The 25671-nt window shown below is 69.4% G+C and carries 23 protein-coding genes and 1 tRNA gene; 4 read left to right on the top strand and 20 right to left on the bottom strand.

Annotated features, from left to right (window positions below):
- Positions 1-93: 93 nt before the first annotated feature.
- The 13 genes from ACZ5L9_RS12760 to ACZ5L9_RS12700 form a co-directional block, all read right to left on the bottom strand.
- The gene (locus tag ACZ5L9_RS12760; protein ID WP_464528256.1) at positions 94-933 is read right to left on the bottom strand and encodes a hypothetical protein; all 840 of its coding nucleotides are present in this window, start codon (positions 931-933) and stop codon (positions 94-96) included.
- Positions 934-1164: 231 nt separating this feature from the next.
- Positions 1165-1845, bottom strand: coding sequence for a hypothetical protein (locus tag ACZ5L9_RS12755; protein ID WP_464528254.1), 681 nt, complete (start codon positions 1843-1845; stop codon positions 1165-1167).
- Between the two features lie 108 nt (positions 1846-1953).
- Entirely contained in the window at positions 1954-3345 is a 1392-nt protein-coding gene (locus tag ACZ5L9_RS12750) for a hypothetical protein (RefSeq protein ID WP_464528252.1), read from the bottom strand.
- Positions 3346-3514: 169 nt separating this feature from the next.
- On the bottom strand, positions 3515-4612 hold the full coding sequence (locus ACZ5L9_RS12745) for an MCE family protein (protein ID WP_464528250.1): 1098 nt from the start codon (positions 4610-4612) through the stop codon (positions 3515-3517).
- Positions 4609-5694, bottom strand: coding sequence for an MCE family protein (locus ACZ5L9_RS12740; RefSeq protein WP_464528248.1), 1086 nt, complete (start codon positions 5692-5694; stop codon positions 4609-4611). The genes ACZ5L9_RS12745 and ACZ5L9_RS12740 overlap by 4 nt, the downstream gene beginning before the upstream one ends.
- Positions 5694-6884, bottom strand: coding sequence for an MCE family protein (locus tag ACZ5L9_RS12735; protein ID WP_464528246.1), 1191 nt, complete (start codon positions 6882-6884; stop codon positions 5694-5696). Before ACZ5L9_RS12735 ends, ACZ5L9_RS12740 begins: the two co-directional genes overlap by 1 nt.
- Positions 6881-7903 (bottom strand): MCE family protein, encoded by a 1023-nt coding sequence (locus ACZ5L9_RS12730; protein ID WP_464528245.1) that lies wholly within the window; start codon positions 7901-7903, stop codon positions 6881-6883. The genes ACZ5L9_RS12735 and ACZ5L9_RS12730 overlap by 4 nt, the downstream gene beginning before the upstream one ends.
- Entirely contained in the window at positions 7900-8991 is a 1092-nt protein-coding gene (locus ACZ5L9_RS12725) for an MCE family protein (protein WP_464528243.1), read from the bottom strand. Before ACZ5L9_RS12725 ends, ACZ5L9_RS12730 begins: the two co-directional genes overlap by 4 nt.
- Entirely contained in the window at positions 8988-10136 is a 1149-nt protein-coding gene (locus ACZ5L9_RS12720) for an MCE family protein (RefSeq protein WP_464528241.1), read from the bottom strand. The genes ACZ5L9_RS12725 and ACZ5L9_RS12720 overlap by 4 nt, the downstream gene beginning before the upstream one ends.
- Positions 10136-11002, bottom strand: coding sequence for an MlaE family ABC transporter permease (locus tag ACZ5L9_RS12715; RefSeq protein WP_464528239.1), 867 nt, complete (start codon positions 11000-11002; stop codon positions 10136-10138). The genes ACZ5L9_RS12720 and ACZ5L9_RS12715 overlap by 1 nt, the downstream gene beginning before the upstream one ends.
- Positions 10999-11847 (bottom strand): MlaE family ABC transporter permease, encoded by an 849-nt coding sequence (locus ACZ5L9_RS12710; RefSeq protein ID WP_464528236.1) that lies wholly within the window; start codon positions 11845-11847, stop codon positions 10999-11001. The genes ACZ5L9_RS12715 and ACZ5L9_RS12710 overlap by 4 nt, the downstream gene beginning before the upstream one ends.
- A gap of 3 nt (positions 11848-11850) precedes the next feature.
- A complete protein-coding gene (locus ACZ5L9_RS12705) occupies positions 11851-12441 on the bottom strand; it encodes a hypothetical protein (protein WP_464528233.1) in 591 nt (196 codons plus the stop codon).
- A 62-nt stretch (positions 12442-12503) separates the two neighbouring features.
- Entirely contained in the window at positions 12504-13397 is an 894-nt protein-coding gene (locus ACZ5L9_RS12700; protein ID WP_464528229.1) for an ABC transporter ATP-binding protein, read from the bottom strand.
- Between the two features lie 322 nt (positions 13398-13719).
- Here ACZ5L9_RS12700 and ACZ5L9_RS12695 point away from each other — a divergent pair, with 322 nt between their 5' ends.
- Both ACZ5L9_RS12695 and ACZ5L9_RS12690 read left to right on the top strand, forming a co-directional pair.
- Entirely contained in the window at positions 13720-14256 is a 537-nt protein-coding gene (locus ACZ5L9_RS12695) for an RNA polymerase sigma factor (RefSeq protein ID WP_464528225.1), read from the top strand.
- Positions 14237-15400 carry a CU044_5270 family protein gene (locus ACZ5L9_RS12690; RefSeq protein ID WP_464528224.1) on the top strand — a complete coding sequence of 388 codons (1164 nt, stop codon included), beginning with the start codon at positions 14237-14239 and terminating at the stop codon, positions 15398-15400. The genes ACZ5L9_RS12695 and ACZ5L9_RS12690 overlap by 20 nt, the downstream gene beginning before the upstream one ends.
- Before the next feature lie 64 nt (positions 15401-15464).
- On the opposite strand, the gene ACZ5L9_RS12685 is transcribed toward ACZ5L9_RS12690, so the two are convergent.
- The 6 genes from ACZ5L9_RS12685 to ACZ5L9_RS12660 form a co-directional block, all read right to left on the bottom strand.
- Positions 15465-15541 (bottom strand) — tRNA-Met (locus ACZ5L9_RS12685).
- Between the two features lie 132 nt (positions 15542-15673).
- The gene (locus ACZ5L9_RS12680; protein ID WP_464528222.1) at positions 15674-18727 is read right to left on the bottom strand and encodes a discoidin domain-containing protein; all 3054 of its coding nucleotides are present in this window, start codon (positions 18725-18727) and stop codon (positions 15674-15676) included.
- 55 nt (positions 18728-18782) lie between these two features.
- Positions 18783-19808, bottom strand: coding sequence for a glycoside hydrolase family protein (locus tag ACZ5L9_RS12675; RefSeq protein WP_464528220.1), 1026 nt, complete (start codon positions 19806-19808; stop codon positions 18783-18785).
- Position 19809: 1 nt separating this feature from the next.
- Positions 19810-20703, bottom strand: a complete 894-nt coding sequence (locus tag ACZ5L9_RS12670) for a carbohydrate ABC transporter permease (RefSeq protein ID WP_464528217.1) — start codon at positions 20701-20703, stop codon at positions 19810-19812.
- Positions 20700-21641: a carbohydrate ABC transporter permease gene (locus ACZ5L9_RS12665; RefSeq protein ID WP_464528215.1), complete on the bottom strand. Its 942-nt coding sequence runs from the start codon at positions 21639-21641 to the stop codon at positions 20700-20702. The genes ACZ5L9_RS12670 and ACZ5L9_RS12665 overlap by 4 nt, the downstream gene beginning before the upstream one ends.
- 74 nt (positions 21642-21715) lie before the next feature.
- A complete protein-coding gene (locus tag ACZ5L9_RS12660) occupies positions 21716-23011 on the bottom strand; it encodes an ABC transporter substrate-binding protein (RefSeq protein ID WP_464528213.1) in 1296 nt (431 codons plus the stop codon).
- Between the two features lie 276 nt (positions 23012-23287).
- Here ACZ5L9_RS12660 and ACZ5L9_RS12655 point away from each other — a divergent pair, with 276 nt between their 5' ends.
- The gene (locus ACZ5L9_RS12655) at positions 23288-24313 is read left to right on the top strand and encodes a LacI family DNA-binding transcriptional regulator (RefSeq protein ID WP_464528211.1); all 1026 of its coding nucleotides are present in this window, start codon (positions 23288-23290) and stop codon (positions 24311-24313) included.
- Positions 24314-24380: 67 nt separating this feature from the next.
- Entirely contained in the window at positions 24381-24938 is a 558-nt protein-coding gene (locus ACZ5L9_RS12650; RefSeq protein ID WP_464528207.1) for a TetR/AcrR family transcriptional regulator, read from the top strand.
- On the opposite strand, the gene ACZ5L9_RS12645 is transcribed toward ACZ5L9_RS12650, so the two are convergent.
- Positions 24912-25643, bottom strand: a complete 732-nt coding sequence (locus ACZ5L9_RS12645; RefSeq protein ID WP_464528205.1) for a phosphatase PAP2 family protein — start codon at positions 25641-25643, stop codon at positions 24912-24914. The two genes, ACZ5L9_RS12650 and ACZ5L9_RS12645, sit on opposite strands and share 27 nt — an antisense overlap.
- Positions 25644-25671: the final 28 nt, after the last annotated feature.

The raw sequence follows: 25671 nt of genomic DNA, 5'->3' as shown, positions 1-25671 counted from the left end.
CGCGTTGTGCCTGAGGCCGCTGTCGCGGCGGGCTCCGGGGCCGGGCATCCCCACACCATCCATGCCCCGGAGCCCTTCGATGCCGCTACGGCGTCACTGGTAGACGTCGGCCATCCCGAGGGCCTCCCGGACCTCGTTGGCGTCGGTGATGTGGATATCGGAGGTCATCACGGCGGTGTTCGTGCCGGCCGCGGCCGGCGTGCCTGCGATCGCGTCGACCACCGGGTTCAGCCAGCCGAACGGGGTGCCGCAACCGGTCGCCTTGGGTGCGGCGAAGGCGTTGTCGACGGTCCTCGCCCCGGCGAAGTCGATCCCCCATCCCTCGGCGGTGCCCGGTCCGATCGAGCCTGCGATCGGCTTGTTCGGGGCCGGCGGTGCGGTCGTGCCGGTGGTCAGCTGAAGGGCGATCGGCGAGGTCGAGCTGCCGAGGTAGCACCCCGGCCCGAGCAGGCTGAGGACGTTGGTGAAGGGGTTGCTCACCTTGGCCCGCAGCTTCAGGCCGAAGGCGGTGCCCTGGCCGGTCAGGAGGTTGTCGATGCTGACGGTCGGCAGCGCCGTCAGCTCCGGGGTGACGTACGCGGCGAGGGGGCCCACGCCGGCGCCCGGGATGCCGAAGATCCCGCCCGGCACCTCGATCGCCGGGGAGGTGAGGACGCTGTGACCATTGGTCGGCGCCACCGAGAGCGGCTCGTAGTTGTTGGAGGCCGGGTACTTGAGGCCGAACTCGAGGGTGACCGGGTCCTGGGTCGCCAGGTCGAAGTTGCCGACGTTGAGCTCGAGGTCGTGGGTCTTGATGTAGACGCAGCTGGCGACGTCGGGGTTCTGGACCGGGCAGTTGGCGTACATCGCCAGCGCCGCCGGCAGGGTGGGTGTGGTGGCGTGGGCCGGGCTCGCGGTCAGCGCGAGCCCGGCGATCGCCGCGGCGGCGGCCACGGCGGACACCTGTCGGGGCAGGCGCCGATGGTGAGAAGGCTTCATGGAGTTGCTCCGTTCTTCGCTGTTCACGGGGCCGGCAAGGCCCCGAAGGGAGTCGGTTCTGAGGAGCGAGGGCGAACTAGACTCACGAGATCGGGTGGCCTGGGAATCTCTACTTTCCAGGCCACCCGACTCGTCGAGCGCCGGCCGGCCTCGCTCATGGCGCGCCGGGTCAGCTGGCGCGCTGGATCACCACTGCAGGTCGAGGATCGGGCTCAGGTTGAGGGAGGCGCTCACCATGCGGGTGGCGGTCACCACGCAGCCCGAGGCGGTCGCGGTGAACGTCTGGTTGGCGGTGGCCGCGACGGCACCGGTGCTCGCGTTGTAGCTGCCGGCGAAGGCCTTGGCCGTGGTCGGGCCGGTGGCCGAGCAGCCGGCCACGAAGGCACCGAGATCGGCGGTGATGGCGTTGGTCGGCGCGTTCACGGTGCCGCTGACGACACCGTTGTAGAGCTGGCCGGCCGTGGTACCGGCCGCCGGCACGGTGAAGCCGACCGACCAGGCACCACTGATGCTGACCGGGACGGTGAGGGCGCCGCTGGCGCAGGTGACCGAGCTCGGCACGGTGAGACCGATGGTGAGGGTCGAGCCGGGCAGACCGGAGAGCGGCGCACCCGGGGCGGAGAGGGAGAGCGGGTTGGCGGAGGTGAACGAACAAGTGATCGTCCGCGGCGTGCCGGCGATCGTCGCACCGATCACGATCGACCCGGTGGCGGAGATGACGTCGCTGCTGGCCAACGCCGCCCCGGTGCCCTCGTTGTAGACGGTCCAGGTCGGGTTGGTGGCGTGGGCCGGGGCCGCGCCGAGGGCGACGACTCCGACGAGGGCAGCGGCTCCGGCCGCTGCTCGTGCAAGGTTGGAACGCTTCATGATGATGCTCCCTAACTTGTCCTTCTTCTTCACAGACCACGGACGCGACCTGCGCTGCTGCCGTCACCTCCAGGAATCCCTCCCCGAAGCGGCAGAAGAATGTGGCAATCAGTCAGACCAGCCGAACCCCGACGGAACGCCGTGCGGCAGCCCTATCGAGTCGATCGTCATATCCATGCTGATGTCGGCGATACCGGGCGAGAAGTCCGGGAATGGCGCCAAGCCGTTCGGCAACTCATTCTGGGTGTAGTCGTAGTAGTGCCCCGGGTCCCACAAGTTGGGATCCTCCTCGTTATCCAGGATGTCCTGCCCGTTCTTGTCGACGCCGAACAGGAAAGTCGTCAAGGTCGTGGCGAGATATCGCTGGCCGCTCTGCGTGTTCGGATCGAGGGCATTGAGGCGGGTGTTGTCGAACGTGAACGAGTTGGACCCGATCGTCGCGGTTCTGCCCTCGACGGCTCCCGGCAAGGTCTTCGAGGGCAGCGACGATGACCGCTGCGGCAGCCCGGGCTCTCCGATGTCCCACGTGACTCCGCTGGGCACGTGGGGAGTGACCGGCGTCTTGACGGCGGTGGAGAAGGTGCCGGCGATGTCGATCGGGAAGACGTGGTTCGGGTCGCCGTCCGAGGATTCGACCGTGGCGCCCATCTTGAGGCCGACGGAGAGCTCCAGCGACCCGTCAGGGCTCACCCCGGTCACGCTGGCGTTGATGCTGCTCACGTACAGCAGCTTGTTGCCGTGCTCGTCGACCGGCGGGAGGAGCAGCTGATCGGCCGCATCAGGTCCGTAGACATAGGCAGCCGCAGGCAGCGGATCGACCTGGGCGCCCGTGATCGTGCCCGGGTACGGAATGAACCTCGACCCGTCGTCCGGCTGCTTGAAGGAGGTCGCCTGCCCGAGATAGTCGTCGAAGGGGATGTCCCAGAGCCCCCATTCGGCCGGCGCGAGAAAGCTGGAGGGATAGGCGATCGACACCTGGGCGCCGCCACAGAAGGTGACATCCCCCGGGTCGACCAGCACCTTCATCGAGGGGAGCTGGATGCGGGCATTGACCCACCCGGTCAGCCCGGTGAGGCGTGTGACGTACGGGACCCCCTGGCCATAGTGCGCCGCTGCCGCGGAGTAGCCGGCCAGCATGATGCCGTTCGTCAGCCTGATCCGGACCGGCACGCTGTAGCCGTCGGCCGAACCGGCATCGGTTGCCGGTAGCGGGGCCGGTGCAGCGCAGCTCGGCGCCCCCGACGCGAGGTCGGCGACGGTCATCTTGCCCACCGAGTCACGGCTGACAGCGAACGGAAGGTCGCTGGGCAGCTCGTCGGGCGTGTAGTAATAGGGATTCGCCGAATATCCCTCCTCACCAGGAGCGTAGTAGTCATCGGCGCGTGCGCTGGACGGGGCCACCAGCGGTAACGCGAGTGCCATCAACGCCGCGCAGCCGGCCGCAGCGCCGCGACAGCGGATCCGGGCCGGTGTCGGCTTGATCCTCAGGACCTTCATCATGAGTCCCTTCCCATATTCGCCACCAACCCAGAGTGGGCATCGAGAGGTATTTCCTGGTCTATTTCCCGTTGATATCTGCGCCCCATCGGCTGGATGTGCGATGAGGCGTGAACACGGGATTCGCACGATGTGGCGGGCCGTCGATGTCGACGCGGGGTGGAGTGCTGGATCATGAGCGACCACCCGGCGGGGTGTTGACCGGGCCGCGCATCTGCGCGCCTGCGCCCGTCGAGCACTGGTCGGGCGAGCGACCGCTGGCGGCGAAGGCGCCGGGGGCGCTCAGGGTCGACGTGTACGAGCACAGCGGCTGGCCGTCGTTGAGGGTGAGGGTGCCGCTGAGCCGACCGCCCGGTGCCGTCTTGCCGAGGTCACCCGCCACCGAGGGCAGCAGGGCGAACAGCGTGTCGACCGCCGCCTGGTTCTGCCGGACCGCATTCCCCGCCTTGCTGGCGCCGCGCATCAGGTCACGCCACGGGTCCGAGCTGGTCTTGACCAGGCCCTCCACGTCGGTCAGCGCCTGGCCGCCGTTGGCCAGCAGATCCGAGATGTCGCTGTCGGAGTCCGCGAACCGCTTGGTCAGCTTGTCGAAGGACGCGACGTACGTGCGCAGCTCGTCGCTGGTGGCGTTGCCGGCCTGAAGCACGGTGTCGCCGTCGAGGATGAGCTGGCGGGTGCCCTCCTGCCCGGCGATCAGGGCGTTGGTCAGGTCCTGACCGGTGGTGACCAGGCGCCGCAGCTGGGGAGCCACGTCGGTGAAGGCCTGGGCGAGCAGGGTCTCGACAGCGTGCAGGTCCTGAGGATCGAGGGAGTCGAGGAACTCCTTGCCACTGGTCAGGGCCTTGCCGATGGGGACCGGCACGGTGGTGTGGGCCGCGGGGATGACGTCGCCCGCCTGGAACACCGGGCCGTCGGTGCTGCGCGGCACCAGGTCGACGTACTGCTCGCCGAGGGCGGAGAGCTCGCGGACGTTGGCGTCGGAGTCGGCCGGGATCTGCTCGCCGGCGTTGATCCGCAGCACCAGCTCGACCCCACTGGCGGTGAGGTTGATCGCGGCGATCCGGCCGACGGAGACACCGTGGTAGGTCACGGTGCCGTCCTGGTAGACGCCGGGCGCCTCGGGCACCTCGACGCGGATGTCGAAGTCCTTCGAGCCACCGATGGTGTAGCCGAGGATGACGTGACCGATGTAGTAGACGCCGAGCAGCGTGGCCACCACCATCGCGATCATCCGCGGCCAGAGCCGGGGCCGCTGGGTCAGGTCGCTCATCGCGCGCTCCTCGTGGTGGTCAGCGGACCCAGCCCCGTCATCAGGCTGGCGACCGGCGCTCGGAGCAGCGCCGCGGCGGTGCTGCCGTCGACCGTCGAGGGTGCCGAGCTCACGGTGATCGGCAGCCGGATCGACACGTGCGCATAGCCGCCACGGGTGACCTGCGGCACCTGGGCCTCGAGGGTCTGCAGGTTCTGCAGGGCCGGGGTGATCTCGGCGTCCGAGGCGACGATCTGGTTGACCACGGGGAGCAGCTTCTTCAGCGCCCGGACGGTCTGCTGACCGCTGGCCGCGATCACCTTGTTGCCGGACCTCCCGAACGCGTCGAGACCGGTCAGGAGCTGGTTGAACTGGTCGTTCTGCCCGGCCAGCACCCCGATCGCCTCGGAGAGCGCCTTGATGCCCTCGGGCAGCGTGGTGTCGTCGGCGTTGAGCTGGACGGCCAGGGCGTTGACGGCGTCCAGCGCCGCATCGACGCTGCCGATGCCGCCGGCCAGGTCGGTGGCGGCGGTGTTGAGCTTGCCGAGCAGGTCGCGGACCTGCGCCTCGTTGCCGTGGAACATCTCGTTGAGCTCGTGCGCGATCTCCTGGATGTTGCCGATGCCGCCGCCATTGAGCATCGTGGCGAGTCCGCCCAGGGTGTCCTCGACGGTGGGCGCCGCCGATGTCGCGGTCAGGGCCAGCCGGCTGCCGGGCGCCAGATTGCCCTGGGTGTCCACCTTGGGCCGCGTCAGCTCGACGTACTGGTCGCCCAGGGGGTTGTCGAAGCGGATCTCGGCGGTGCTGCCGCGCGGGACGTGATAGTCGTCGTCGATGCGCAGCTCGACGTCGGCGAGGTAGTCCTTCTCGGACATGCTGCCGACCGAGCCGATGATCTGGGAGCCGTCTCGCACCTGCGCATCGGAGGGCAGGTTGAGCACGTCGGAGAAGGTCGCGTAGAGCGTGTACGTGTCCGACGAGTGCGCCCCCGGCTTCGGCATGCTCTGCAGGCTGAGCCCGCACCCGGAGGCGAGCAGCGCCACAGCGCCGAGCGTCAGCGCCGCGATCGCGTACCGCGGGGCGAGGCGTGCCCTGGTCGTCATCACTGGCCTCCCGTGCTCTGCAGCGCCGTGAGCGACAGACCCGAGGCGTCGGGGGCGCCGGCGCCGGGCTGGAAGCTCTGGAGCAGCTCGTTGGTGCCACAGGCCAGGCTCATCACCTGATGGGTGTCGGTCTGCGGGGAGAGGGTGAGCAGGAGCATCCGCAACATGCCGTCGCCGCAGACCTGGCTCTGGAGTCGCGAGCCGGAGGCCTGGTCGACCCGGGTGCGGATGCTGCCGCCGGCGATGGTGCGTCCGGTGTTGTCGACCGCAAGCGGGAGCAGGTGCAGGGCCTCGGAGAAGGTCTTCTGCTGGTCCCCTACGGTCGCCGCGACCTGGGACAGGCTGTTCAGCGTGCCGGCGAGCTGGGACTTGTTCCGCTTGACGAAGGTGTTGAGCTCGCGCAGGACGTCGGAGAGGTTCGCGATCGAGGAGGCGATCGCCCCGTCGTCGCCGGACAGCGTGGAGGACACCTCGGCCAGGTCGCCGGCGAGCGCCTCGTACTGACCGCTCACGCCTGAGGCCGCGTGGGTCACGCTCCCGAGGTCGTTGAGCAGCCCGGTCAGGTCGTCGGTGTTGGCCGAGACCGCGGCGAACGTGTCGCCGAGGTTGCGCACCGCGCTGTTGATGGTGCTGCCGTCGCCGCCGAACGTGGTGGCGATGGTGCGCAGCAGTCGCGAGAGCGAGCCGTCCTCGTTGGCTCCGCCGGGGCCGAGGTCGGTGGCGAGCCGGTCGATGCTGGCCACGATCTGGTCGACCGACTGGGGCACGACCGTACGGTCCATCGGCACCGTGGTGCCGGCCGGGAGCGCCGAGCCGCCGGTGTAGCCCGGGTCCAGCTCGATGAAGCGGTCGTTGACCACGTTGGGCGCCATCAGGTAGGCCTTCACCCCTTCCGGGATCCTGGTGGACGCCTCGATCGCCATGTCGACCTTCACGCCCTCGGCGTCGGGCGTGACGCCCTGGACGCTGCCGACCTTGACACCGAGCACCTTGACCGCGTTGCCCGGATAGATGCCCGGGGCACTGGAGAACATCGCGCTGACCCGGTAGGTCTGCGGGCCGCTCGCCAGTGCGACGAACCCCCACGTCACCAGCGTGACGACGAGCACCCCGGCGACGGTGAGCGCCGTCAGCGGGCTCGTCACCGCGCGGCGCAGGCCCCTGGTCAGGCCGGACCGGATCGTCGTCATGGCTGGCACCCCACTTCCGGGTTGTTCGGCGCCGTGAAGGCGGCGGCTGTGCACTGCTGGAGCAGCGCGTCGGACAGGAGGCCGTTGGGCACCACCACGTCGACGAAGGGACCGTTGCCGGTCGCCGCGGCCAGATGACCGCTGACCTTGACGAGGAGCGGCAGCGCCGCGGAGATGTTGTCGTCCTCGGCCGCCAGGACGTCCGCGATCTGCTGGAGGTCGTGCAGCATCGGATGCAGCTTGGCGCGGTTGACGGCGAGGATGTTGCTGACCTCGCGGGAGAGGTCGGTGGTGCCGTGCAGCAGGCTGGTGATGTCGGCCTGGCGCTGCTTGAGCACCGTGAACAGCACCTGGCCCTGGCCGATCAGGTCGACCAGGTCGCCCTTGCGATCGTCGAGGACCTTCGAGATGGCACTGCCCTGCGTGACCAGCGCCTTGATCCCGTCGGCGTTCTGGGCCAGCGTGCTGGAGAACTGATCGAGCCCGGTCAGGGCCTTCTTCACCGCCTCCGCCGAGGTCGAGGAGAGGTTGGTGGAGGTGACGTCCAGCGCCTTCTTGAGCTGGTCGAGGTCGAGGTCGCCGACCTGGGTGCTGACCTGGCCGAGGTCACCGAGCAGCGACATCGAGACCGCCGTACGGCTGGTCGGGATCGGCTCCTCGAGGCGCCCCTCACCGGCCGGTACGAGGCTGAGGAACTCGGTGCCGAGCGGGTTGAGCACCTTGACCGCTGCGGTGGTCTTGCCGCCGAGCCGGACGTCGCGGTCGACCCGGAAGTCGACCCGGACGGTGTTGCCCCTGACCGAGATGCCCTGGATCTGGCCGACGTCGACGCCCCGGATCTGGACGGAGTCGCCGGCGGCGAGACCGGAGGCGTTCGTCAGGTACGCCGCGTAGTCACGGGGCTGGTCCCAGAACCGCAGCGCCTTGAGGTTGAGCGACGCCGTGACCACCAGGGCGAGCGCGACCAGGGAGACCAGGGCGATGACGAGCGGGTTCTTGTCGCTGAGTCGAAGATTCATCGGCACACCTCGCTGTTGCGGGACGGGTCGCCGAGGACGCCGCTGGGCAGCGTCACGTTGGCGGGCGTCTGGGGAGCGGGCAGTCCGGGGACGAGGGAGAGGTTGAGCGCTCCCCGGGTCTGCAGGTCGAGGTTGCAGAGATAGACCTTGACGTAGCTGCCGTTGTCCAGCGTGCCGTCGAGGGCCGACAGCGCTGCCGGCGCGTTGCGCAGCATGTCGTCGATCGCCTGCTGGTTGGCGACCAGCGTGCTGGAGGCCTTGGCCACGCCGGTGATGTCACCGTTGATGGCCGGGGTGGCCTCCTTGGTCAGGTCGGCGGCGCTGTTGGTGAAGCGCGCCATCGCGGTGATGGCCTTGGAGAGCAGCCCGCGCTGCTCGGCGACGTCGGAGACGACGGTGTCGAAGTTGCCGATCATCTCCCCCAGTGACTTCCCCTCGGTGCCGACCTGGGTCAGGACCGAGGACAGGTTGGTGATCACCGAGGTGATCACCGCCTTGCGGTCGGCGAGGTTGGCCGTGATCGTGCCGATCTGCTGCACCAGGCTGGAGACGTTGCTCGACTCACCCTGGAAGACGTTGATGATCGAGCCGGTGAGCTGGTTGATCTCCCCCGGCGTGAGCGCGTCGAAGAGGGGCTGGAAGCCGTTGAACACCGCCGTGAGGTCGATCGCCGGACTGGTCCGCCCCAGCGGGATCGTGTCGCCGGCCCCGAGCTGCGTCCCGGACGCGGCGCCGTCCGGCATGGTCAGCGCGACGTACCGGGTGCCGATCAGGTTGGCGTAGCGCACGTCGGCGTGGGTGGCCGTCGAGATCGGCCGATCCGAGCGCACCGTGAACGTCACCCGTACGCCGTCGGTGCCGTCGAGCTCGACGTCGCGGACCGTCCCGACGTCGATGCCCGCGATCTTGACCTCGGCACCGGCCCGCAGACCGGAGGCGTCGGAGAAGAGCGCGTGGTAGGTCGTGGTCGAGCCGGTGTCGAGGTTGAGCACCGAGGAGACCACGATGGCCGAGAGCACGATCGCGAGCGTCGCGAAGGCGACCAGGGAGGCGATCAGTCGCCCCGGGTGCGGGGGTCGCCAGCTCATCGCGCCCCTCCGCAGTCCGCGTGCAGCGAGCCGTAGCTCGGGCAGTCCGCACTCGTGTAGGTGGGCGGGTTGACCTGCTGGCCCTCGATGGCCCGCTCCACCCGCTCCGGGATGTCCTCGCCGCTGACCAGGGCGAGCGCGAGCTGGGCCGGGTTGGTGACGTTCAGCGTGGTGGTGGTGACGTCGATCGTCCCGTCGTGGACGGTCTTGGACCAGGCGCCGGCGAACTGGTTGATGCCGGCAAGGAGCTTGTTGATCTGCTGGGGACCCTGCGACAGCGCGTCCAACAGCACCTCCGCACCGTCGATCGTCTGGCCGTACGCCTTCATCGTCTGATCGATCAGCTGCGCCACCTGCGTGCTGACCTTGCCGCCGTTGGCGAGCAGGTCGGCGAAGTCGGCGCGGTGCTCGACCAGGGTCGTGGAGGTCACGGTGACGTTCCTGAGCAGGTCGAGGAAGTCCGGGGCGCTCTGCGCGAGCACGGTGGCGAACGGCGCGAAGTCGTGCAGGTCCTGCACCAGCGGCTGCCACAGCGGCAGCATCTGGCTGAGGTAGGTGTCGGCCGAGACCAGCGTGTGGCCGAGGCTCTGGCCCTGTCCCGACAGCGCCTGCGCCAGACCCGAGAGGCCGGCGTTGAGCTGCGCGGGACGCACGCTGCGCAGCACCGCGTCGAGCGAGGTGAAGGTGCCCTGCAGCGACGGCGCCTCGGCGGCGCTCACCGCGGGGATCGTGGCGCCCGCCCGGACCGGCGCGGCGGCAGCCACATCGCTCGACCCGTCCTGGGTGACCAGGTTGACGTATTGGTTGCCGAAGACCGACAGCGGACCGACGACGACCCGTACGGTGTCGGGGATCTCGTCCACCCGGCCGCGGTCCAGGCGCAGGCTCACCTCGATCTCACCGCCGGACACCGCGTGCGGCGCGTCGATGACCTTGCCGACCTCGATGCCGCGGAAGTAGACGGCGCTGTTGACCGAGACCACCGCACCCCGGCTGGGCAGGTGGGCGGTGACGACGACGTCGCGACTGAAGGCGTGCTTGAAGTCGGCGACCGCGGCGCCGGCGACCGCCAGCAGAGCGAGGACGAGGGTGACGCCCATCCAGGCGGCGATGCGGGGGTTCTCCCGCATGTTGTGGAGATCCATCAGCCCGACACCTTCACCCCGGAGTCGAGGCCGAAGAAGGCCAGCGTCATGAGCATGTCCGAGACGGCGATGGCGACGACGCTCGCCCGGATCGCCCGGCCCGCGGCCCGGCCAACGCCCTCGGGGCCGCCCTCGGCGGTGATCCCGTAGTAGCAGTGGATGAAGGTGATGAGGGTCGACATCACCACGACCTTGAGGATCGAGTAGTAGACGTCGGAGTCGGACAGGAACAGGTGGAAGTAGTGCAGGTAGGTGCCGGAGCCCTGCTGGGCGATGACGATGACGGTCAGCTGGGAGGCGAGGTAGGCACCGGACAGGGCCAGCAGGTACATCGGGATCACCAGGACGCTGGAGGCGATCAGCCGGGTGGTGACCAGGTACTGGGCCGGCGAGATGGACATCGTCTCCAGGGCGTCGACCTCGCCGTTGATCTTCATCGCGCCGAGCTGGGCGGTGAACCGGCAGCCCATCTGGGCGGCCAGACCGAAGGCGGTGATCAACGGTGCGAGCTCGCGGGTGTTGCCGAACGCGGCGAGCAGGCCGGCCAACGGGGCGAGCCCGACGATGTTGAGGCCCTGCAGGCCCTCGAGCCCGACCTGCATGCCGATCACGGCCGAGAGCAGCGCGGAGACGAAGACGGTGCTGGCCGCCACGGTGAGCAGACCCTTGCCGAAGGCGATCTCGGCCATCAGGCGGCCGACCTCGCGGGTGTGGCGCACGAGGGTGGCGGGGATCGAGACCACGACCTCGATGCTGAACAGCAGCATCCGGCCCAGCCAGCGCAGCTGCTCGACGATCGGGTTGGGCGGCGTGGGGCGGCGCGGGGTGCTGTGGGCGCCGGGCGCGGGGACGGAGGAGGTCGTCACAACAGCACCGGGTCCACCGTCAGGAGGAACACCTGGGTGATCACCAGGTTGACCAGGAACAGCGAGACGCCGGTGACCACGACGGAGCGGTTGACCGCGTCGCCGACGCCGGTGGGGCCCTTCTCGCAGGTGAGGCCCTGGTAGCTGGCGACGACTGCGGTGATGAGGCCGAAGAGCGCGGCTTTGAGGCCGGACTCGACCAGGTCGCTGGAGGTCGCGAAGGCGCTGAACGAGCTCAGGAAGCCGCCGGCGCTGCCGTGCAGGATGAAGACGTGCGCCAGGTAGGCGGTCATGATGCCGACGAAGGAGACGATCCCGTTGAGCAGGACGGCCACCACGATCGCCGCGGGGATGCGCGGGGCCACCAGGCGCTCGAGCGGGTCGACCGCCATCACCTCCAGCGCCGCGATCTCGTGACGGGTCGTCCGGGAGCCCAGGTCGGCGCAGATGGCCGAGCCGCCTGCGCCGGCGAGCACGATCCCGCTGATGATCGGCGCCGCCTCGCGGATGGTGGCCGTCGAGATCACGCCGCCGACCAGGGAGGTCGCACCGAGCTGGGTGGTGAGGCCGCCGACCTCGAGGACGAGCACCAGGCCGAACGGGATGGCGATCAGGACGGTCGGCAGGAGCGAGACCGAGACCAGGAACCTGGCCTGGACGAGGCAGTCCCACCACGGGAACCGGCCGCGCATGATCGAGGTGACCAGGACGACGGTCGTGTCGATGAACATCGCCATCAGGTCGCCGAATCGTTGCCAGGGGCGCGCGCTGCGGCGCAGCAGCCGCTGCGCCCTGGTGCTGGTGGGGGCACCCGGCGGGTGCTCGATGGTCTGCTCAACGCTCACGGGTCACACCAGGTCCACGCGATCGAGCAGCCAGCCCCCGGCCTTGCGGGCCAGGGTGAGCCTGACCCGGCTCGACTGGGCCTCGGGCTTGCTCATCTTCGTCGAGTCGGCCGTCTGGTCGACGAAGGCGATCACCGTCGCCTGGGTGGGACTCGCCTTCACCACGGCAGCGTCGACGACCTTGCCGGTCGCGGTCGCGTGCATCTGCTGGAAGATCGGGGCGAGGGTCTTCATCGAGTTCGCGAAGGTGTTCTGGAACGTCGATGTCGACTCCCCCGCCAGCTTGGCCTGCTGCGCCGCGAGCTTCGAGTAGTCGTAGGTGGTCAGGTCGACGGCGTACGTCTGCGCCGCCGCGAGCGCGCTGGAGCGCAGGCTCTCCTGCTGGCGCAGGGCGTCGACCTGCTGGGCGCTGTGGCGCCAGCCGAGGAGGAGCCCGGCTGCGGCGATGGCCAGGATGACCACCGCGGCGCTCAGCCAGGTGGCCGCCCGGCCGATCCGTCGGGGTCGGCGGGCCCGGTCCGGCACCCCGAGGGTGTCGCCCGTCGGCGTGGCGGGGCTGACCTCTGCGGGGTTGGCCTCGGTGGCGATCGTCATGGTGTTCTCCCTCTCGAGCGGCGCGGCGGGACCGCGGGAATGCGTGATGTCGGGGTGCGGGCTCAGGCGAGCGGCGCGGGGGCGAGCGAGCCCAGCAGGTGGTCGGGGTCGCCCTCGGCGTCGACCATCTCGTCCATGCCGATGGGTCCGCGGGAGCTGCCGGAGAAGAACTGCTTCAGCAGCGGCTCCTTGCTCTCGACCAGCTCGCTGGTCGGACCGAAGCCGACCAGGCTGGAGCGGAAGAGCATCCCGACGTAGTCGGCGGTGCGCTTCACCGACTCGATGTTGTGGGTGATGATGAAGAACGTGCAGCCGAGCTCGGCCTGCACCTCTTTGACCATCTCGTCGAGGTACGCGCAGCGGACCGGGTCCAGGCCGGAGTCGGGCTCATCGAAGAAGACGATCTCGGGGTCGAGCGCGAGGGCTCGGGCGAGGCCCGCGCGCTTGCGCATGCCGCCGGAGATCTCACCGGGCAGCTTGTTCAGGTGCCGGCCCAGTCCGAGGCTCTCGGCCTTCTCGTGCACCACCCGACGGATCTCCGACTCCGAGCGCCGGGTGTGCTCGCGCAGGGGGAACGCGATGTTGTCGTAGATGTCCATCGAGCCGAAGAGCGCACCGTCTTGGAACAGCACCCCGAACTTGCGCCGGATGCGCATCACGTCGCGATGCCGCACGCCGACCATCGGCTCGCCGTCCACGTAGATCTGTCCGGCCTCGGGCCGCATCAGGCCGATGATCGTGTTGAGCAGGACCGACTTGCCGGTCCCGGAGGGTCCGAGGACCGCAGAGATCTTGCCGCGCGGGATGTCGAAGCTGACGTCGTCGAGCACCGTGTTGTAGCCGAACCGCTTGGTCACGCCCTGGACCGAGATGACGATGTCCGTCTCCGGGCTCGGCTTCGGGGCACCGTCCACCGGGGTGAGCGATGCGGACCGCAGCCCTGTCCAACCATCCATGTGCCGTGCTCCCTCGCTCCCACCGGATCGTCTGTCTCGAGCCCTTGACTGTCTTGAGCACGCGGGATGCCACAGGTCGGCGCCGACTTTTTGTGACGCCCGTCACCGCGCAAGATTTTGCCGGGTGGCCTGTGGGATTCGCGTCGCTCACGACAGCAAGCCAGATGCAGTGACCCTCGTCACAAAAGGTGGATTGGCTGCTATGTTCTTGAGCCCGACAGGAGTCGTCGAGCTGGACGTCGGCGAACGACCGGCCGCTCGGTGGCCGATCGCCGGCCCTCTCGACGTCTCGGACGACCACTCGTCTGGGCTCGGGGGGAGCATGCGGAGAGCGGCCACGTACGAGGTCTTCTATGCGGGTTTCTTCGCGGAGATGCTGCCCAAGATCCACAAGTTCGTCCGGGCGCGCTTCCCCTCCTCCTATGCCGAGGACCTGGCCAACGAGACCCTGTTGACGCTGTGGCGCAAGGAGGTCCCGACGCCGCGCGACGACACCGAGCTGCGCCAGCTGCGCCAGCTGACCTACAAGATCGCGCTCGGTCACATCCTCAACGCCCAGCGCAAGGCGGCCCGGGAGCAGGAGGCGGTCGACCGTGCCGTGCTGCGGATCCTCCCCGGCTCCGACCCGACCTTCGAGGCGATCGTTCCGGATGCGTTGGCACAGGCCATCGAGCAGCTCGGCTTCAACGACCGCCAGGCGGTGAACCTGCTGATCGCCGGGTTCGGCACCGGCGAGATCGCCGACATCCTCGGCGTCAGCCCGAAGGCCGCCTCGATGCGGCTGGCCCGCGCGCGCGAGCGACTCGACCGCAGGATCAACGCCGAGGAGGTCGAGTCCGATGTCAACACCGCGTCTTGACACCGACCGCGACCAGACCGCGTACGAGCAGGTCGAGCAGGACCTCGCCGAGCTCCTGCTGAGCCAGTACGGCACCCACCGCGCCGACCTCGAGCTCACCCGCGGTCAGGAGTGGGCCCTGGCGGCCCGCTCCCGTGAGAGCATCGCGCGCATCATCGCCGAGCCAGCCCGCTCGGAGCGTCGCTCCACGACCAAGCATCGGCTGTGGGCGCTCGCGGCGGCGGCGAGCGTGGCAGCCGTCATCGGCCCGTTGGTGTGGCCGTTCGGGAACCAGGGCTCCTCCGCCTACTCCGCCACACCGGCCCCGCTCGACATCACGGGCGTTCACGCGGCGCGCTATCCCCTGCGCGGCGTCGACCCGGACCGCGAGCTCGCGCATCTGGCCACCCTGGCGCGGACCAGCCCCTCGACGCTGACCGGGCTCAGCTCCGGTGTCGACATGGGGCGGGGCCAGGTCGGCGACGCCCAGCACGTCGAGGTCGCCTCCTGGTGGCTGGAGACCAGCAACCACGATGACCCGAGCGCACAGGTCGTCCCCACCGAGACCCAGCGCTACGTCCTCCCCGGCGGATCGATCCGGGTCACCACGGGCAGCGGCCACCCGATGACCGGGAAGGATGCGGCCGCGCTGTCACCTACCCCGGCCGCCGTCGTCTCTGCCGCCAGCGGGAGCCCGACCGGACTGCTGAGCCACCCGGACAGGCTTCCCCTCGACCCCGCGAAGCTGCGCGCCAAGCTCCTCGGCGACCCGCGCCAGTGCGCCGGCCAGCAGGGCTACTGCCTGAGCGATGCCATCCAGACACTCGGCCAGAGCAACGTCCTCTCGCCCCGCCTGAACGCAGCGCTGCTGCGCGCGCTGATCGGCGCTCCGGACGTCCGCTACGTCGGAGGCGCGCCCGACCGGGCGGGACGCCCGAGCGAGGTCTTCGTCGTCGACGACCCCGACCACGACCGCCAGCGCCTCATGCTCTTCGACGCCGACACGGGTGCGTACAACGGCGACGAGACCGTGCTGGTCAAGGGCGGTGACGACCTGGGTGTGAAGGCTCCGGCGGTCATCGGCTTCGACGTCGTCATCACCCGCGACTGGATCCCGGCCGGCGCCGTGCCACCCGCAGGGAGGGCCCACCCGCAGGCGCCGTGATCCGGCGGCACCCCGGAAATGCCGAATCGGCGCAGTCCCAAGGACTGCGCCGATTCCTGCGTGTTGGTAGCGGGGACAGGATTTGAACCTGTGACCTCTGGGTTATGAGCCCAGCGAGCTACCGAGCTGCTCCACCCCGCGTCGGTGAATCCAACGTATCAGAGAACCCCTGAGGGACCCGCAACGCCGTCGACACCCCGGCTCCGGTCACCCGCGGGAGGGCCGCGCCCGCCAGCCGAGGGGAACGGCCGGCGGGCGCGGTTCGGGGCTGGCTCAGAGCGCCGGCGGAGCCGAGGCGAAGACCTCGAGCTCGGCCAGCTCGGCACGGTAGAAGCTGGTGCTGTCGTTGGTGTCGCTGTCGTTGCGCAGCTTGGTCATCCGCACCCGCACGTAGCGCGCGGTCTGCTGGTCGAAGCCGAAGGTCTGCTCCGTGCCGTCGGCCGGCTTGGGGTAGCCCTTCTCGTCCGCGACAGTGGTCCACGTCGTCCCGTCGCTCGACACCTCGATGGTGAAGTCCTGCGGGAAGTCGTCGGCCAGGTCGGACGGCTTGCGGTCGTAGTCACGCGGCCACAGCGTCACCGCGCCGATCCTGCGCTGGGCACCCAGGTCCACGCTGACCCACTCCGCGTGGTCGGCGGTCAGATCGCTGTCGCTGGACCAGCCGTAGGAGCCGTCCACGCTGTACGGCTGGCCGTCGGTCAGGTTCGCGATCCCCCAGTCGCCCTCCTCGCGGGTGCTGGAGGCGGTGACCGTCCTGCCCAGCGCCAGGTCCGTCGGCACCTGGTCCGGCAGGACGTAGCCGGCGACGCTGCCGCCGAGCAGCTGCACGCGATGCGTGGTTCGGCCCCGGCCCACGCCTCCCCCGGTGTAGGCGTAGCGGACGATGCCGTACCCGTCCGCCCGCACGACGTGCCGGTGGCCGTTGTCCCGGACCACGTAGGTCGCGCCGGCCTTCTGGCCGGACCACTGCAGCGTGACCGACTGCCGGGGCGCGCTGTAGTCGACGACCTGCGTCAGCTCGTCGCGATAGGTCACGGTGACGGTGTCGTCGGCGTGGATCGCCTTGGTGACGGTCGTGCCGTTCATCGCCGTCGGGATGTTCGGGGCGATCGTGACGCCCTGGGCGGTGGGCTTGATGCCGAGCACGTCGCTGAACAGCCCGGTGCCGACGTTGGCGTTGGAGGGGAACCAGGCCTCGCCGCCGTGCGCGGCCAGCTTCCAGTCCAGGAAGCTGAGCCCGTCGAACCCGTCCTGGGTGTAGCGGCTCACTGCGTTGTTGAGATAGGTCAGCGACCGGTTGCGCTCACCCACCATCGCGGCGGCCTGCATGTACTCCTGGTTCATGAAGGGATAGATGCCCCCGTCCTCGAGACCGGTGGTGAAGTGGTCACCGGTCCAGTCCTCCGTGGTCGGCGCCAGCGGCTTGAAGTTCTGCGGGATCATCGGCAGGTGCAGGCGCTTCATGCCCTTGTCGATCCCCGCGAGGATCTGGCGGGCGCGGTCGGCGTCGACCATGCCGAAGTTGATCGCCTGCAGGTTGATCTGGGTGTGTTCGACGTCGCCGTGCACGGTGCCGTCCGGGCAGCGCCAGTAGGCGAACATGCCGGTCTTGGGCTCCCACAGGCCGCCGCTGTCGGCGTCCTTGTTGAACTGCTCCTTGAGCTTGGCCGCCATGCTCGCGTACGACGTCGCCTTGGCCTGGTCGCCGAAGACGCTGCTCTCGAGCCCGGCCCAGTCGGTCAGCGCCTTGTACATCAGCTCGTTGACGTACCCGCTCTCCCACTTGACGTAGACGCCGTCGTTCCACTCGCGGATGCTCTTGGAGGAGGTGCAGGTGTTGATGTCGTTGTGGAAGAGGCCGTCGGTGGCGTCGTACATGGTGTCGACCATGAAGCCCAGCGATCTCTCCACGGAGTCGCGCATGGTCCCCAGCCAGGCCGGGTCGGCGGAGGCCTGGTACATGTCCGCCACCGACATCGCGTAGCCGGCGTCGGCGTCGTACAGGTTGCCGTCCCCCCACGGGTGATCGAGGTGGTAGGTGCGGCCCTTCATGTGGCCGTTGCTGTTCTGTGCGTAGTCGCGGAAGTACTCCAGCAGCCGCTGCTGGGAGGCGGTGATCGCCGGGTCGTAGGAGCCGAGCACGGTCGGGTCGGCGTAGACCATGTCGTACGGGCCGACGCCCGGGTAGCGCAGACCGACGGTGGACATGCCGTAGTCCTTGTCGATGACCCCGGAGCGACCGAAGTCGTTGATCATCGATGAGAGCGCACTCGGGTCGGCCACGCCGTGCACGGCCCCACCGAGCGAGTAGTAGCTGTCGTAGTCGTCGGCCGCGAAGGAGTACGCGACGTGGTCGCGCTGACCCTGCGTGGTGGTGACGGGGGCGTACACGTCCTGGGTGGTGCCGTTGGAGGAGTGCCCGCCGTAGACGTAGCCCTGCTCCTTGGTGCCGGCCAGGTAGCTCCACTGGTCGGCGGAGCTGACCTGGGTCTCCTGATAGGTGTTGCCGTCGCCGGTGTAGGCGAACTCGGTGGCCAGGTCACGGTTGCTGGTGGCCCGGACGTCCAGCGCCTGGCGCGAGGCGTTGGTCAGCATCACGAAGCTCGACTCCTCCACGCCGTAGCGGTCGTTGGGCTGGGAGAGGAAGAAGTTGTTCGCGCCGGTGTAGGCGTTGCCGATCGGCAGGTTGCCGCCGTCCTCGGGCCGCCGGATGTTGTCCCAGACCCGGGCCCAGCCGATGGTGAGCATGCCGTTGTGGCGCACGGCGAGGTCGTCGGTGTCGAGCCAGTGGTAGGTGCGGTCCACGGCGAGGTGCACGCCGTCCGAGGTGGCCTCGAAGCGCCACGTCTCAGCGAGGGAGAGCTTGTCGTTGCCCATCGTGAAGGAGGCGGTCACGACGTTGCCGCTCACCGTGACGGTGGGATCGGCGCTCAGGGTGCGGCTGTCGAACGACGAGCCGTCTGCGTCGAGGGTGACCGCGCTGTACATCCCTCCCGCGAGCAGCTCCTTGCCGCCGAGGGTGAAGGAGGTGACGGCGGAGGTGTGGTCGTACCCGTAGACCAGGGTGGTGCCGCCGCCGGTGAGCGTGACGGTCTTGGCGTTCCTGTCCACCCTGACCCCGGGTGCGGTGACGTGCGGGTTGCCGTGGTTGCCGGACGGGGCGGCGTGCGTCGACGTGGCCGCGCCGGCGAGCGGGTTCGGTGCAGCGAAGGCGCCGGACGCGGTTCCGGTCGCCAGCGCCGCGGCGCTGAGCAGTCCCACCGTCGTCGTGACGGCGAGGAGGGGTCGGCCGACGCGTCGGCCGTCCCGCGGGTGCAGGTGCTTCATTGCTGGGTGAATCCTCTCCGAGATCGGGATAGAGCGAGGTGACGCCGCCGTGCTGCTAGCGCTCCTCTCCCCCGCCGTCGGCGCTGACGGCGCGGGTGATCCCGCGCCTCTCCGCGAGGGGTACGCCGCCGAGGTCGACCGCGTCCTGCTTGGCGACGGCGCAGTAGTAGTGCTCCAGTCGGCCCTGCCACTCGATGACGGCGGGCTTGTGGGTGTGCAGGGAGTCGATCGATCCGGCCGGGCCCACGTCGAGCAGGATCTCCTCGGACTTCTCCCAGCGCCGAAGGTCCGACGAAGTGGCGTAGCCCTCGCGGGCATGGCCGTCGGTGGCGAGACCGAAGTAGAACATCACCCAGACATCGCCGTCGCGCAGCACGCACGGGTCGGAGGCGAACTGCTCGTCGAAGGCGCCCGCAGCGCCGGCGCTGAGCACCGGGTTGGCGCCGTGCCGGGTCCAGGTGCTCAGGTCGGTGGAGGTGGCCAGACCGGTCTGCTCCACCCAGGGCCACTCGTCGCGATCCTTGGCGTTGTAGAAGAGGTAGAACAACCCGTCGTGCTCCATCAGCCAGGACTTGTAGAGTCCGCCGCGCTCCCACGTGCCGCCGTCCTCGGGCCGCAGGACGTCGCCGACCTGTTCCCAGGTCCGCAGGTCGCGGCTGCGCAGGAAGCCGATCGAGGCCGGACCGGCCTCGTAGCCGGCCGCCGGATAGGCGTGGAAGGTGCCGTAGTACCAGCCGTCGATCTCCTTCAGCTCGCCCGGCGAGCGCAGGTCGTTGTCCCGGACGATCGAGGTGAGGGCCGCGTTGTAGCGCAGCAGCGGATCCTCCGGATCGCGCGGCACCACGACCTCCCCCGTCGTCCAGGCGTCGTCGCCGTCGTTCCAGGTCAGGGCGGTCTGGTAGCCGATGCCGTCCCAGCCCACGTAGGTCATCCCCTGCCGCCCGTCGAGGGAGAACACGAACGGACAGTCCACGCCGTGGCTGTCGAACGCGCCGGCGCGCAGGGACGGGGCGATGATCAGGCGGTTCTCCCGCAGCGGGGTCGCGATCCGATGGGTGGGGTAGGCAGCCTGTGCTGTCATGTCACTTTCCTGTTCCTGCGACGAGACCCGAGACGTAGTAGCGCTGCAGCAGCATGAAGAGCACGACGCACGGGAGCATGGTGACGGTGATCCCCGCCTGCAGGCCGCCCCAGTCGATGGTGTTGAGGGGGCCGTTCTGGGCGTTGACCAGCGCGATGGGCAAGGTGAAGCTGGAGTTGTCGTTCAAGAGCACCAGGGCGGCTAGGAACTCGTTCCAGGCGGCCAGGAACGCGAACAGCGCGATGGTGACGATCCCGGGCCCGACCAGACGCAGCAGCATCTTGGGCAGCGCGCTGATCTTGGTGCAGCCGTCCAGCTGGGCGGCCTCCACGATCTCCTCGGGGATGGACTCGAACGAGTTGCGCATCATGTAGATGGCGAAGGGCAGCTGGAAGGTGGTGTAGATCAGCGCGAGCCCGATCAGCGAGTTGGTCAGGCCGAGCCACACCATCACGGTGAACAGCGAGATCAGCAGCGCCGGGTATGGCACCAGCAGGACGCCGATGCTGACCGCGAACAGCACGTTCTTGCCGCGGAAGCGGAAGAAGGCGAACGCGTAGCCGGCCAGGGTCGCGGCGATGGTGGTGAGCACGACGGTCAGCAGCGTGACCACGAGGGACTGCCCGATGTACCCGGCCAGCGAGGAGCCCGAGCTGTCCAGCTTGCTGAAGTTGGACAGCGTCCAATGCGAGGGCCACCAGACGGGCGGCGAGGCGTTGGCGTCCTCGGCCGGCTTGAACGAGCCGATCACCGTCCACACGATCGGGAAGGCGAAGACCAGCGCCAGGACGGCGGCGATGATCAGCCGGGCCGAGCCGCGCCGCCGACCGCGCGCCGGTCGAGGCGCCGGACGGGCCGGGGAGGGCATCGGTTCGAGGACGAGTGAGTCGCTCATGCTGACTTCCCCTTCTGCAGCCAGACCTGCGGGATCGAGACGAGCGCCATGATCAGCACGATCAGGACCGCCACGGCGGCGGCATAGCCGCGGTGGAGGCTGACGAACGCGGCGTTGTAGAGGTAGTAGACGACCGTGACGGTGGAGTTGTCCGGGCCGCCCTTGGTCATGGTGAAGAACTGGTCGAAGCCGAGGAACGTGGTGCTGACCGTCAGCAGAGTCACCAGCGACAGCGGGCGGCGGATGAGGGGCAGCGTGATGCGGGTGAGGGTGCCCCACGGGCTCGCGCCGTCGAGGCGAGCGGCCTCGTAGACCTCCTCGGGGATGGAGTCCATCCCGATGATCAGCACCAGCATCGCCAGACCCGCGGTCTTCCAGATCGTCATCACGATCACCACCGCCAAGGTGGTGGAGGGCCGGGCGAACCAGTCCACCCCTGACTGGGCGAGGCCCAGGTGGCTGGCGATCGAGGGCAGCACGCCGGTCCGGGAGTTGCTCATCGACAGCCACAGCAGGCCGGCCGGGGCCAGGCCGATGGTGACCGGCGCGAACAGCAGGGCGCGGATCGGCGTCCGGGCGCGGAACCTCGGACGGACCAGCAGGGCCAGGCCGAGGGAGACCGCGAGGCCGAGCACGGTGGTGATCACCGTGTACTTGACGGTGAAGACGACCGCCTTGCCGAACTTCGGGTCGCTGAGGATCTGGCTGTAGTTCTTGGTGCCGACCGAGGTATGCGGCCCGAAGGCCGGCCAGTCGAAGAACGACATCCACACCATCAGGCCCAGCGGCACCACGAAGAAGACCAGGAGCAGTGCGGCGCTGGGAGCGGCCAGGGCCCAGCCGGTGAGCTCCTCACGAAGACTGCGGCGTGCACGCGGCGGCGTGATCGGAGCGGTGGACGGATCGGCCACGTCCGCCGGTTCGAGGGTTGCGATCATCGCGACTCCTTCAGTTGCAGGGATCCGGCCCGGCCGGGGCACACCCAAGGCGGCGCCCCGGCCGGGATCCGGAATCACTGGTTGACGGCGGCGTCGGCCTCGGACTGGGCCTTCTTGGCCGCCTCGGCAGGATCGGCACCGTTGAAGATGGTCGACTGGAGCATCTCCAGCCATGGACCCTGGGCGGAGGCGATCACGTCGTTGTAGTGGGTCGAGACGTACGTCTGGCCCTTCTTGATCAGCTCAGCCGGCACGGTGAACTGGTCGCCCAGAGACCTCGGGACCGTCACGTCGGTGCGCGGCGCCATCGCCGGCAGCTTGAGGTAGACGTCCTGCGAGGTCTCCTTCGAGGAGAGCCAGTTGATGAAGTCCCACGCCTCGTCCGGGTGCTTGGTGGTCTTCGCGATGTCAGCGGTGTCACCACCCGAGAAGGTGGCCCACTGACCGTCCTCCGGGCCAGGGATCGGGGCGAGACCGAAGTCGAAGGCCGGCTTGGTGCCCACCGTCGCGGTGTTCACGCCGTTGCCGCCGGCCAGGTCGATGCCGATCTTGCCGCCGGAGAAGACCGAGAAGAAGCCGTCGCCGGTGTCGGTCTTGGCCGAGGCCGGGATGTCGCCCTTCTGGTAGAGCCTCTGCAGGAAGCCCAGCGCCTTGGTGGTGGCCTCGTTGTCGAAGTCGAAGGAGCCGTCGTCCTTGACCACCTGCTGGTCCTGGGCCCAGATCAGAGGCGTCAGGTCGTAGGCCATCGAGCCGGAGCTGTCGCCGCTGAAGTACAGCCCCTTCACGCCGTCGCCGAGCTTGGTGATCGCGTCGGCGGCCTGCTCGATGCCGTCCCAGGTCGTCGGCGGCTTCTCGGGGTCGAGCCCCGCCTTCTTGAACAGGTCCTTGTTGTACAGGTAGAGCGACGTGTCGGTGACGAACGGGACGCCGTACGTCTTGCCACCGGCGGTCGAGGCCTGCTCGTGGGCCGGTGCCAGCTTGCCGGCCGCGCCGGACTGGGCCAGCAGGTCGGTCAGGTCCAGCACGGCGCCGGCCTGGATGATCTGCGGCTGGAAGACGATGTCGGAGGTGAGCAGGTCCGGCAGCGACCCGGACTGCGCCGCAGCAGCGAACTTCGCCACGTACTGATCAGCCGGGACGTGGGTGATGGCCACCTGGTTCTTGTGCGTGTCGTTGTAGGCGTTGACCACCGCGTCGGTGACCGCCTCGTTGCCGGCGCGCACCCACAGGGTGAGCTTGGCGCCGTCGTCCTTCGCGGTGATGGCGCTCGGGTCGGCGCCCACGCTCGTCCCGCTCCCGCACGCGGCCAGGCCGAGGCACATCGCGACCGCGACACCTGCCACCGCGACGCCCTGCGTCCGTCGGTTCATGTCCACTCCATCCGTGTCCGAGGCTTCGGGAGGGCCACCGCGCGGCGACCCCGTTGTGACCCGAAGCACGGCAACTATCGCAACCGGTTTCCAAAACTGTCAATAGTTTTCGTGGCGTCAGTCACATACGGAAATTCGTTCCTCACCACGCGGCGCCCCCGTCACCAGGGACGAGCACGCCCTCCGGAATGGACGAGCATCTCTTCCACGGGCGGAATTTCGGAGCCGACACAGCAAAACGCGGAAAATTTTTCCGTACGGTGTTACTGTTCCGACGTGCCCAACACATCAGCCAGCGCACCCCGTCGCCGCGTGACGGCGTCCGACGTCGCCGAGCGTGCCGGCGTCTCGATCAGCACCGTCTCCAAGGCCCTGTCGGGGAACGGGACGGTGCGCTACGAGACGCGCCAGCGGGTGCTCGACGTCGCCCGCGAGCTGAAGTACCAGCACAACGAGATCGCGGCCAGCCTGCTGGCAGGGCGGACCAACACCATCGGCGTCATCACCAGCGACCAATTCGGTCGGCTGACCGCTCCGGTGCTGGTCGGCGCGACGGAGACCCTGGCCGAGGACGAGATCGCGCTGCTGATCTGCGACGGTCGCGGCGACCGGATCCGTGAGCAGTACTTCGTGAACTCGCTGCTGCGTCGGCGGGTGGACGGCATCCTGGTCACGGGTCGAGGCGTCTTCGGCCGCGAGTCCCTCGGCCTGGACCTCCCGGTGCCGGTCGTGTACGCGATGGCCTCCTCCAACGACCCTGCCGACGCCTCGGTGGTGCCGGACGACACTGCCGGAGCCCACTCGGCCGCCGAGCACCTGCTCGCCACCGGGCGTACGAGGATCGCCTTCGTCTCCGGCCGTTCCGACGACGCCACCCGCGCACGCCTGGCCGCCACCCGCGAGGTCCTGAGCGCCGCCGGCCTGCAACTCGTGCACGCGCCCCTGATCGGGCAGTGGAGCGAGGGCTGGGGGCGGCAGGCGGGCCTCAACCTCATCCGCGCCGGCGCCGACTTCGACGGCGTGGTCTGCGGCAACGACCAGATCGCACGTGGCGTCCTAGACTCGCTGCGCGAGTCCGGCACCCGTGTGCCCGAGGACGTCGCCGTGATCGGCTTCGACAACTGGGACGTGATGGTGGAGGCCTCGCGCCCGCCGCTGTCGAGCGTCGACCTGAGCCTGCACGAGGTCGGTCGGGTCGCCGCCCGGACCCTCATCGAGGCCATCGCCGCCGGTACGGTCACCCCGGGGATCGAGAGGGTGGCCTGTCACCTGGTGCCCCGCGAGTCCACCGGGCCCGCCTGAGGAATGTGCGGCTGAGGCGCAGCGCCGACGCCCGCGGAGCGGGCGACGGGCGCCCTATGATCGGGCCGTGACCCGGGAGAGAGCAGAGCGCGCGGACGCTCAGGCGAACCGGCAACGCATCATCCAGGCCGCTCGGGCGCTCTACGCCGAGGAGGGGCTGGACGTCTCGTTCAACGCGATCGCGCACCGCGCCGGCATCGGCAACGCCACCCTGTATCGCCACTTCGCCCACCACGAGGAGCTGCGCGAGGCCGTCTTCCTCGACCGCGTGCACCAGGCGACCCACCTGCTCACCGAGCTCGCGGAGCTCGACGATCCGGCGGCCGCGCTGCGGCGCTACCTGGTCTGGATCCGCGACACCGCCGACCTGTCGCTGTTCGGGCTGGCCGAGCGGGGGACGCGGTCGCCGGAGACCGACCGCGATGCCGCCCGGTTGCGGACCCTCCTCGGCGACCTCGTCGAGCGCTGCCGTACGGCGGGCGCGATCCGCGCCGACCTCGAGCGCGAGGACATCATGGTCGCGGCCGTCGCGCTCATCCAGATCACCCGGAACGCGCGCGTCACGCCGGAGCGCAGCGAGCGGTTCCTCGCGGTGGTCCTAAGCGGCCTCGGCCTCGGGGAGTGACACGCCGGCCGGAGCGATCACCGGCGCTGCGGCGGGGCTGCGGTGGACCACCAGCCACGCCCCCAGCACGATCATCTGTCCGATGACCACGTCGATCACCCAGTGGTTCGCCGTGGCGATCACGACCGCGGCGGTGCCCAGCGCGTAGACGACGCCGAGGGCGCGCAGCGTCTTCGAGCGCGTTGCGCTCCACACCGCCAGCGCCACCCACAGCGCCCAGCCCGCATGCATCGAGGGGAAGGCCGCCAGCTCGTTGGTCAGGCCGCCGAGGCCCTTCGGTGCCGAGGCGTCGGCACCCCACCAGCCGGACGAGGAGTGCAGCGCCATCACGTCGGTGAAGCCGGCCATCATCCGCGGCGGTGCCGTCGGCATCGTCAGGTAGAACCCGAGGGCGACCACGGTGGCAGCCACGAGAGCGCGGCGCGCCGGCACATAGACCTCACGCCCGCAGCGGAACAGCCAGATCAGTACGCCGGCGGTCACGACGTAGTGCAGGCTGGCGTACCAGTAGTCGGCGGCCAGCCCGAGCCCGCGATGCACGGTCGCGAGCTGGTTGAACCACCGCTCGCCGGGCAGCGGCAGCGCCTGCTCGATCCGCTCGACATCGGCCGCGCGCGCCACTGCCGCCGCGACGTCGCCGCTGGCGAGCGTGCGGGCGGCGGAGTAGAACACATAGAGCACGCCCACGATGGTGAGCTCACGCAACGCAGGAGTGAGCCCTCGCCGGATCCGA

It is taken from the genome of Nocardioides sp. JCM 18998 (genome assembly GCF_055391535.1).
This window is presented reverse-complemented; position numbering and strand designations above follow the sequence as displayed.

Coding starts and splice junctions, on each gene's coding strand:
- ACZ5L9_RS12675 (WP_464528220.1), bottom strand. CDS start 19,808: ATGACAGCACAGGCTGCCTACCCCACCCATCGGATCGCGACCCCGCTG.
- ACZ5L9_RS12725 (WP_464528243.1), bottom strand. CDS start 8,991: ATGAGCTGGCGACCCCCGCACCCGGGGCGACTGATCGCCTCCCTGGTC.
- ACZ5L9_RS12740 (WP_464528248.1), bottom strand. CDS start 5,694: ATGACGACCAGGGCACGCCTCGCCCCGCGGTACGCGATCGCGGCGCTG.
- ACZ5L9_RS12720 (WP_464528241.1), bottom strand. CDS start 10,136: ATGGATCTCCACAACATGCGGGAGAACCCCCGCATCGCCGCCTGGATG.
- ACZ5L9_RS12745 (WP_464528250.1), bottom strand. CDS start 4,612: ATGAGCGACCTGACCCAGCGGCCCCGGCTCTGGCCGCGGATGATCGCG.
- ACZ5L9_RS12670 (WP_464528217.1), bottom strand. CDS start 20,703: ATGAGCGACTCACTCGTCCTCGAACCGATGCCCTCCCCGGCCCGTCCG.
- ACZ5L9_RS12705 (WP_464528233.1), bottom strand. CDS start 12,441: ATGACGATCGCCACCGAGGCCAACCCCGCAGAGGTCAGCCCCGCCACG.
- ACZ5L9_RS12750 (WP_464528252.1), bottom strand. CDS start 3,345: ATGATGAAGGTCCTGAGGATCAAGCCGACACCGGCCCGGATCCGCTGT.
- ACZ5L9_RS12680 (WP_464528222.1), bottom strand. CDS start 18,727: ATGAAGCACCTGCACCCGCGGGACGGCCGACGCGTCGGCCGACCCCTC.
- ACZ5L9_RS12755 (WP_464528254.1), bottom strand. CDS start 1,845: ATGAAGCGTTCCAACCTTGCACGAGCAGCGGCCGGAGCCGCTGCCCTC.
- ACZ5L9_RS12730 (WP_464528245.1), bottom strand. CDS start 7,903: ATGAATCTTCGACTCAGCGACAAGAACCCGCTCGTCATCGCCCTGGTC.
- ACZ5L9_RS12695 (WP_464528225.1), top strand. CDS start 13,720: ATGCGGAGAGCGGCCACGTACGAGGTCTTCTATGCGGGTTTCTTCGCG.
- ACZ5L9_RS12660 (WP_464528213.1), bottom strand. CDS start 23,011: ATGAACCGACGGACGCAGGGCGTCGCGGTGGCAGGTGTCGCGGTCGCG.
- ACZ5L9_RS12700 (WP_464528229.1), bottom strand. CDS start 13,397: ATGGATGGTTGGACAGGGCTGCGGTCCGCATCGCTCACCCCGGTGGAC.
- ACZ5L9_RS12735 (WP_464528246.1), bottom strand. CDS start 6,884: ATGACGACGATCCGGTCCGGCCTGACCAGGGGCCTGCGCCGCGCGGTG.
- ACZ5L9_RS12690 (WP_464528224.1), top strand. CDS start 14,237: ATGTCAACACCGCGTCTTGACACCGACCGCGACCAGACCGCGTACGAG.
- ACZ5L9_RS12665 (WP_464528215.1), bottom strand. CDS start 21,641: ATGATCGCAACCCTCGAACCGGCGGACGTGGCCGATCCGTCCACCGCT.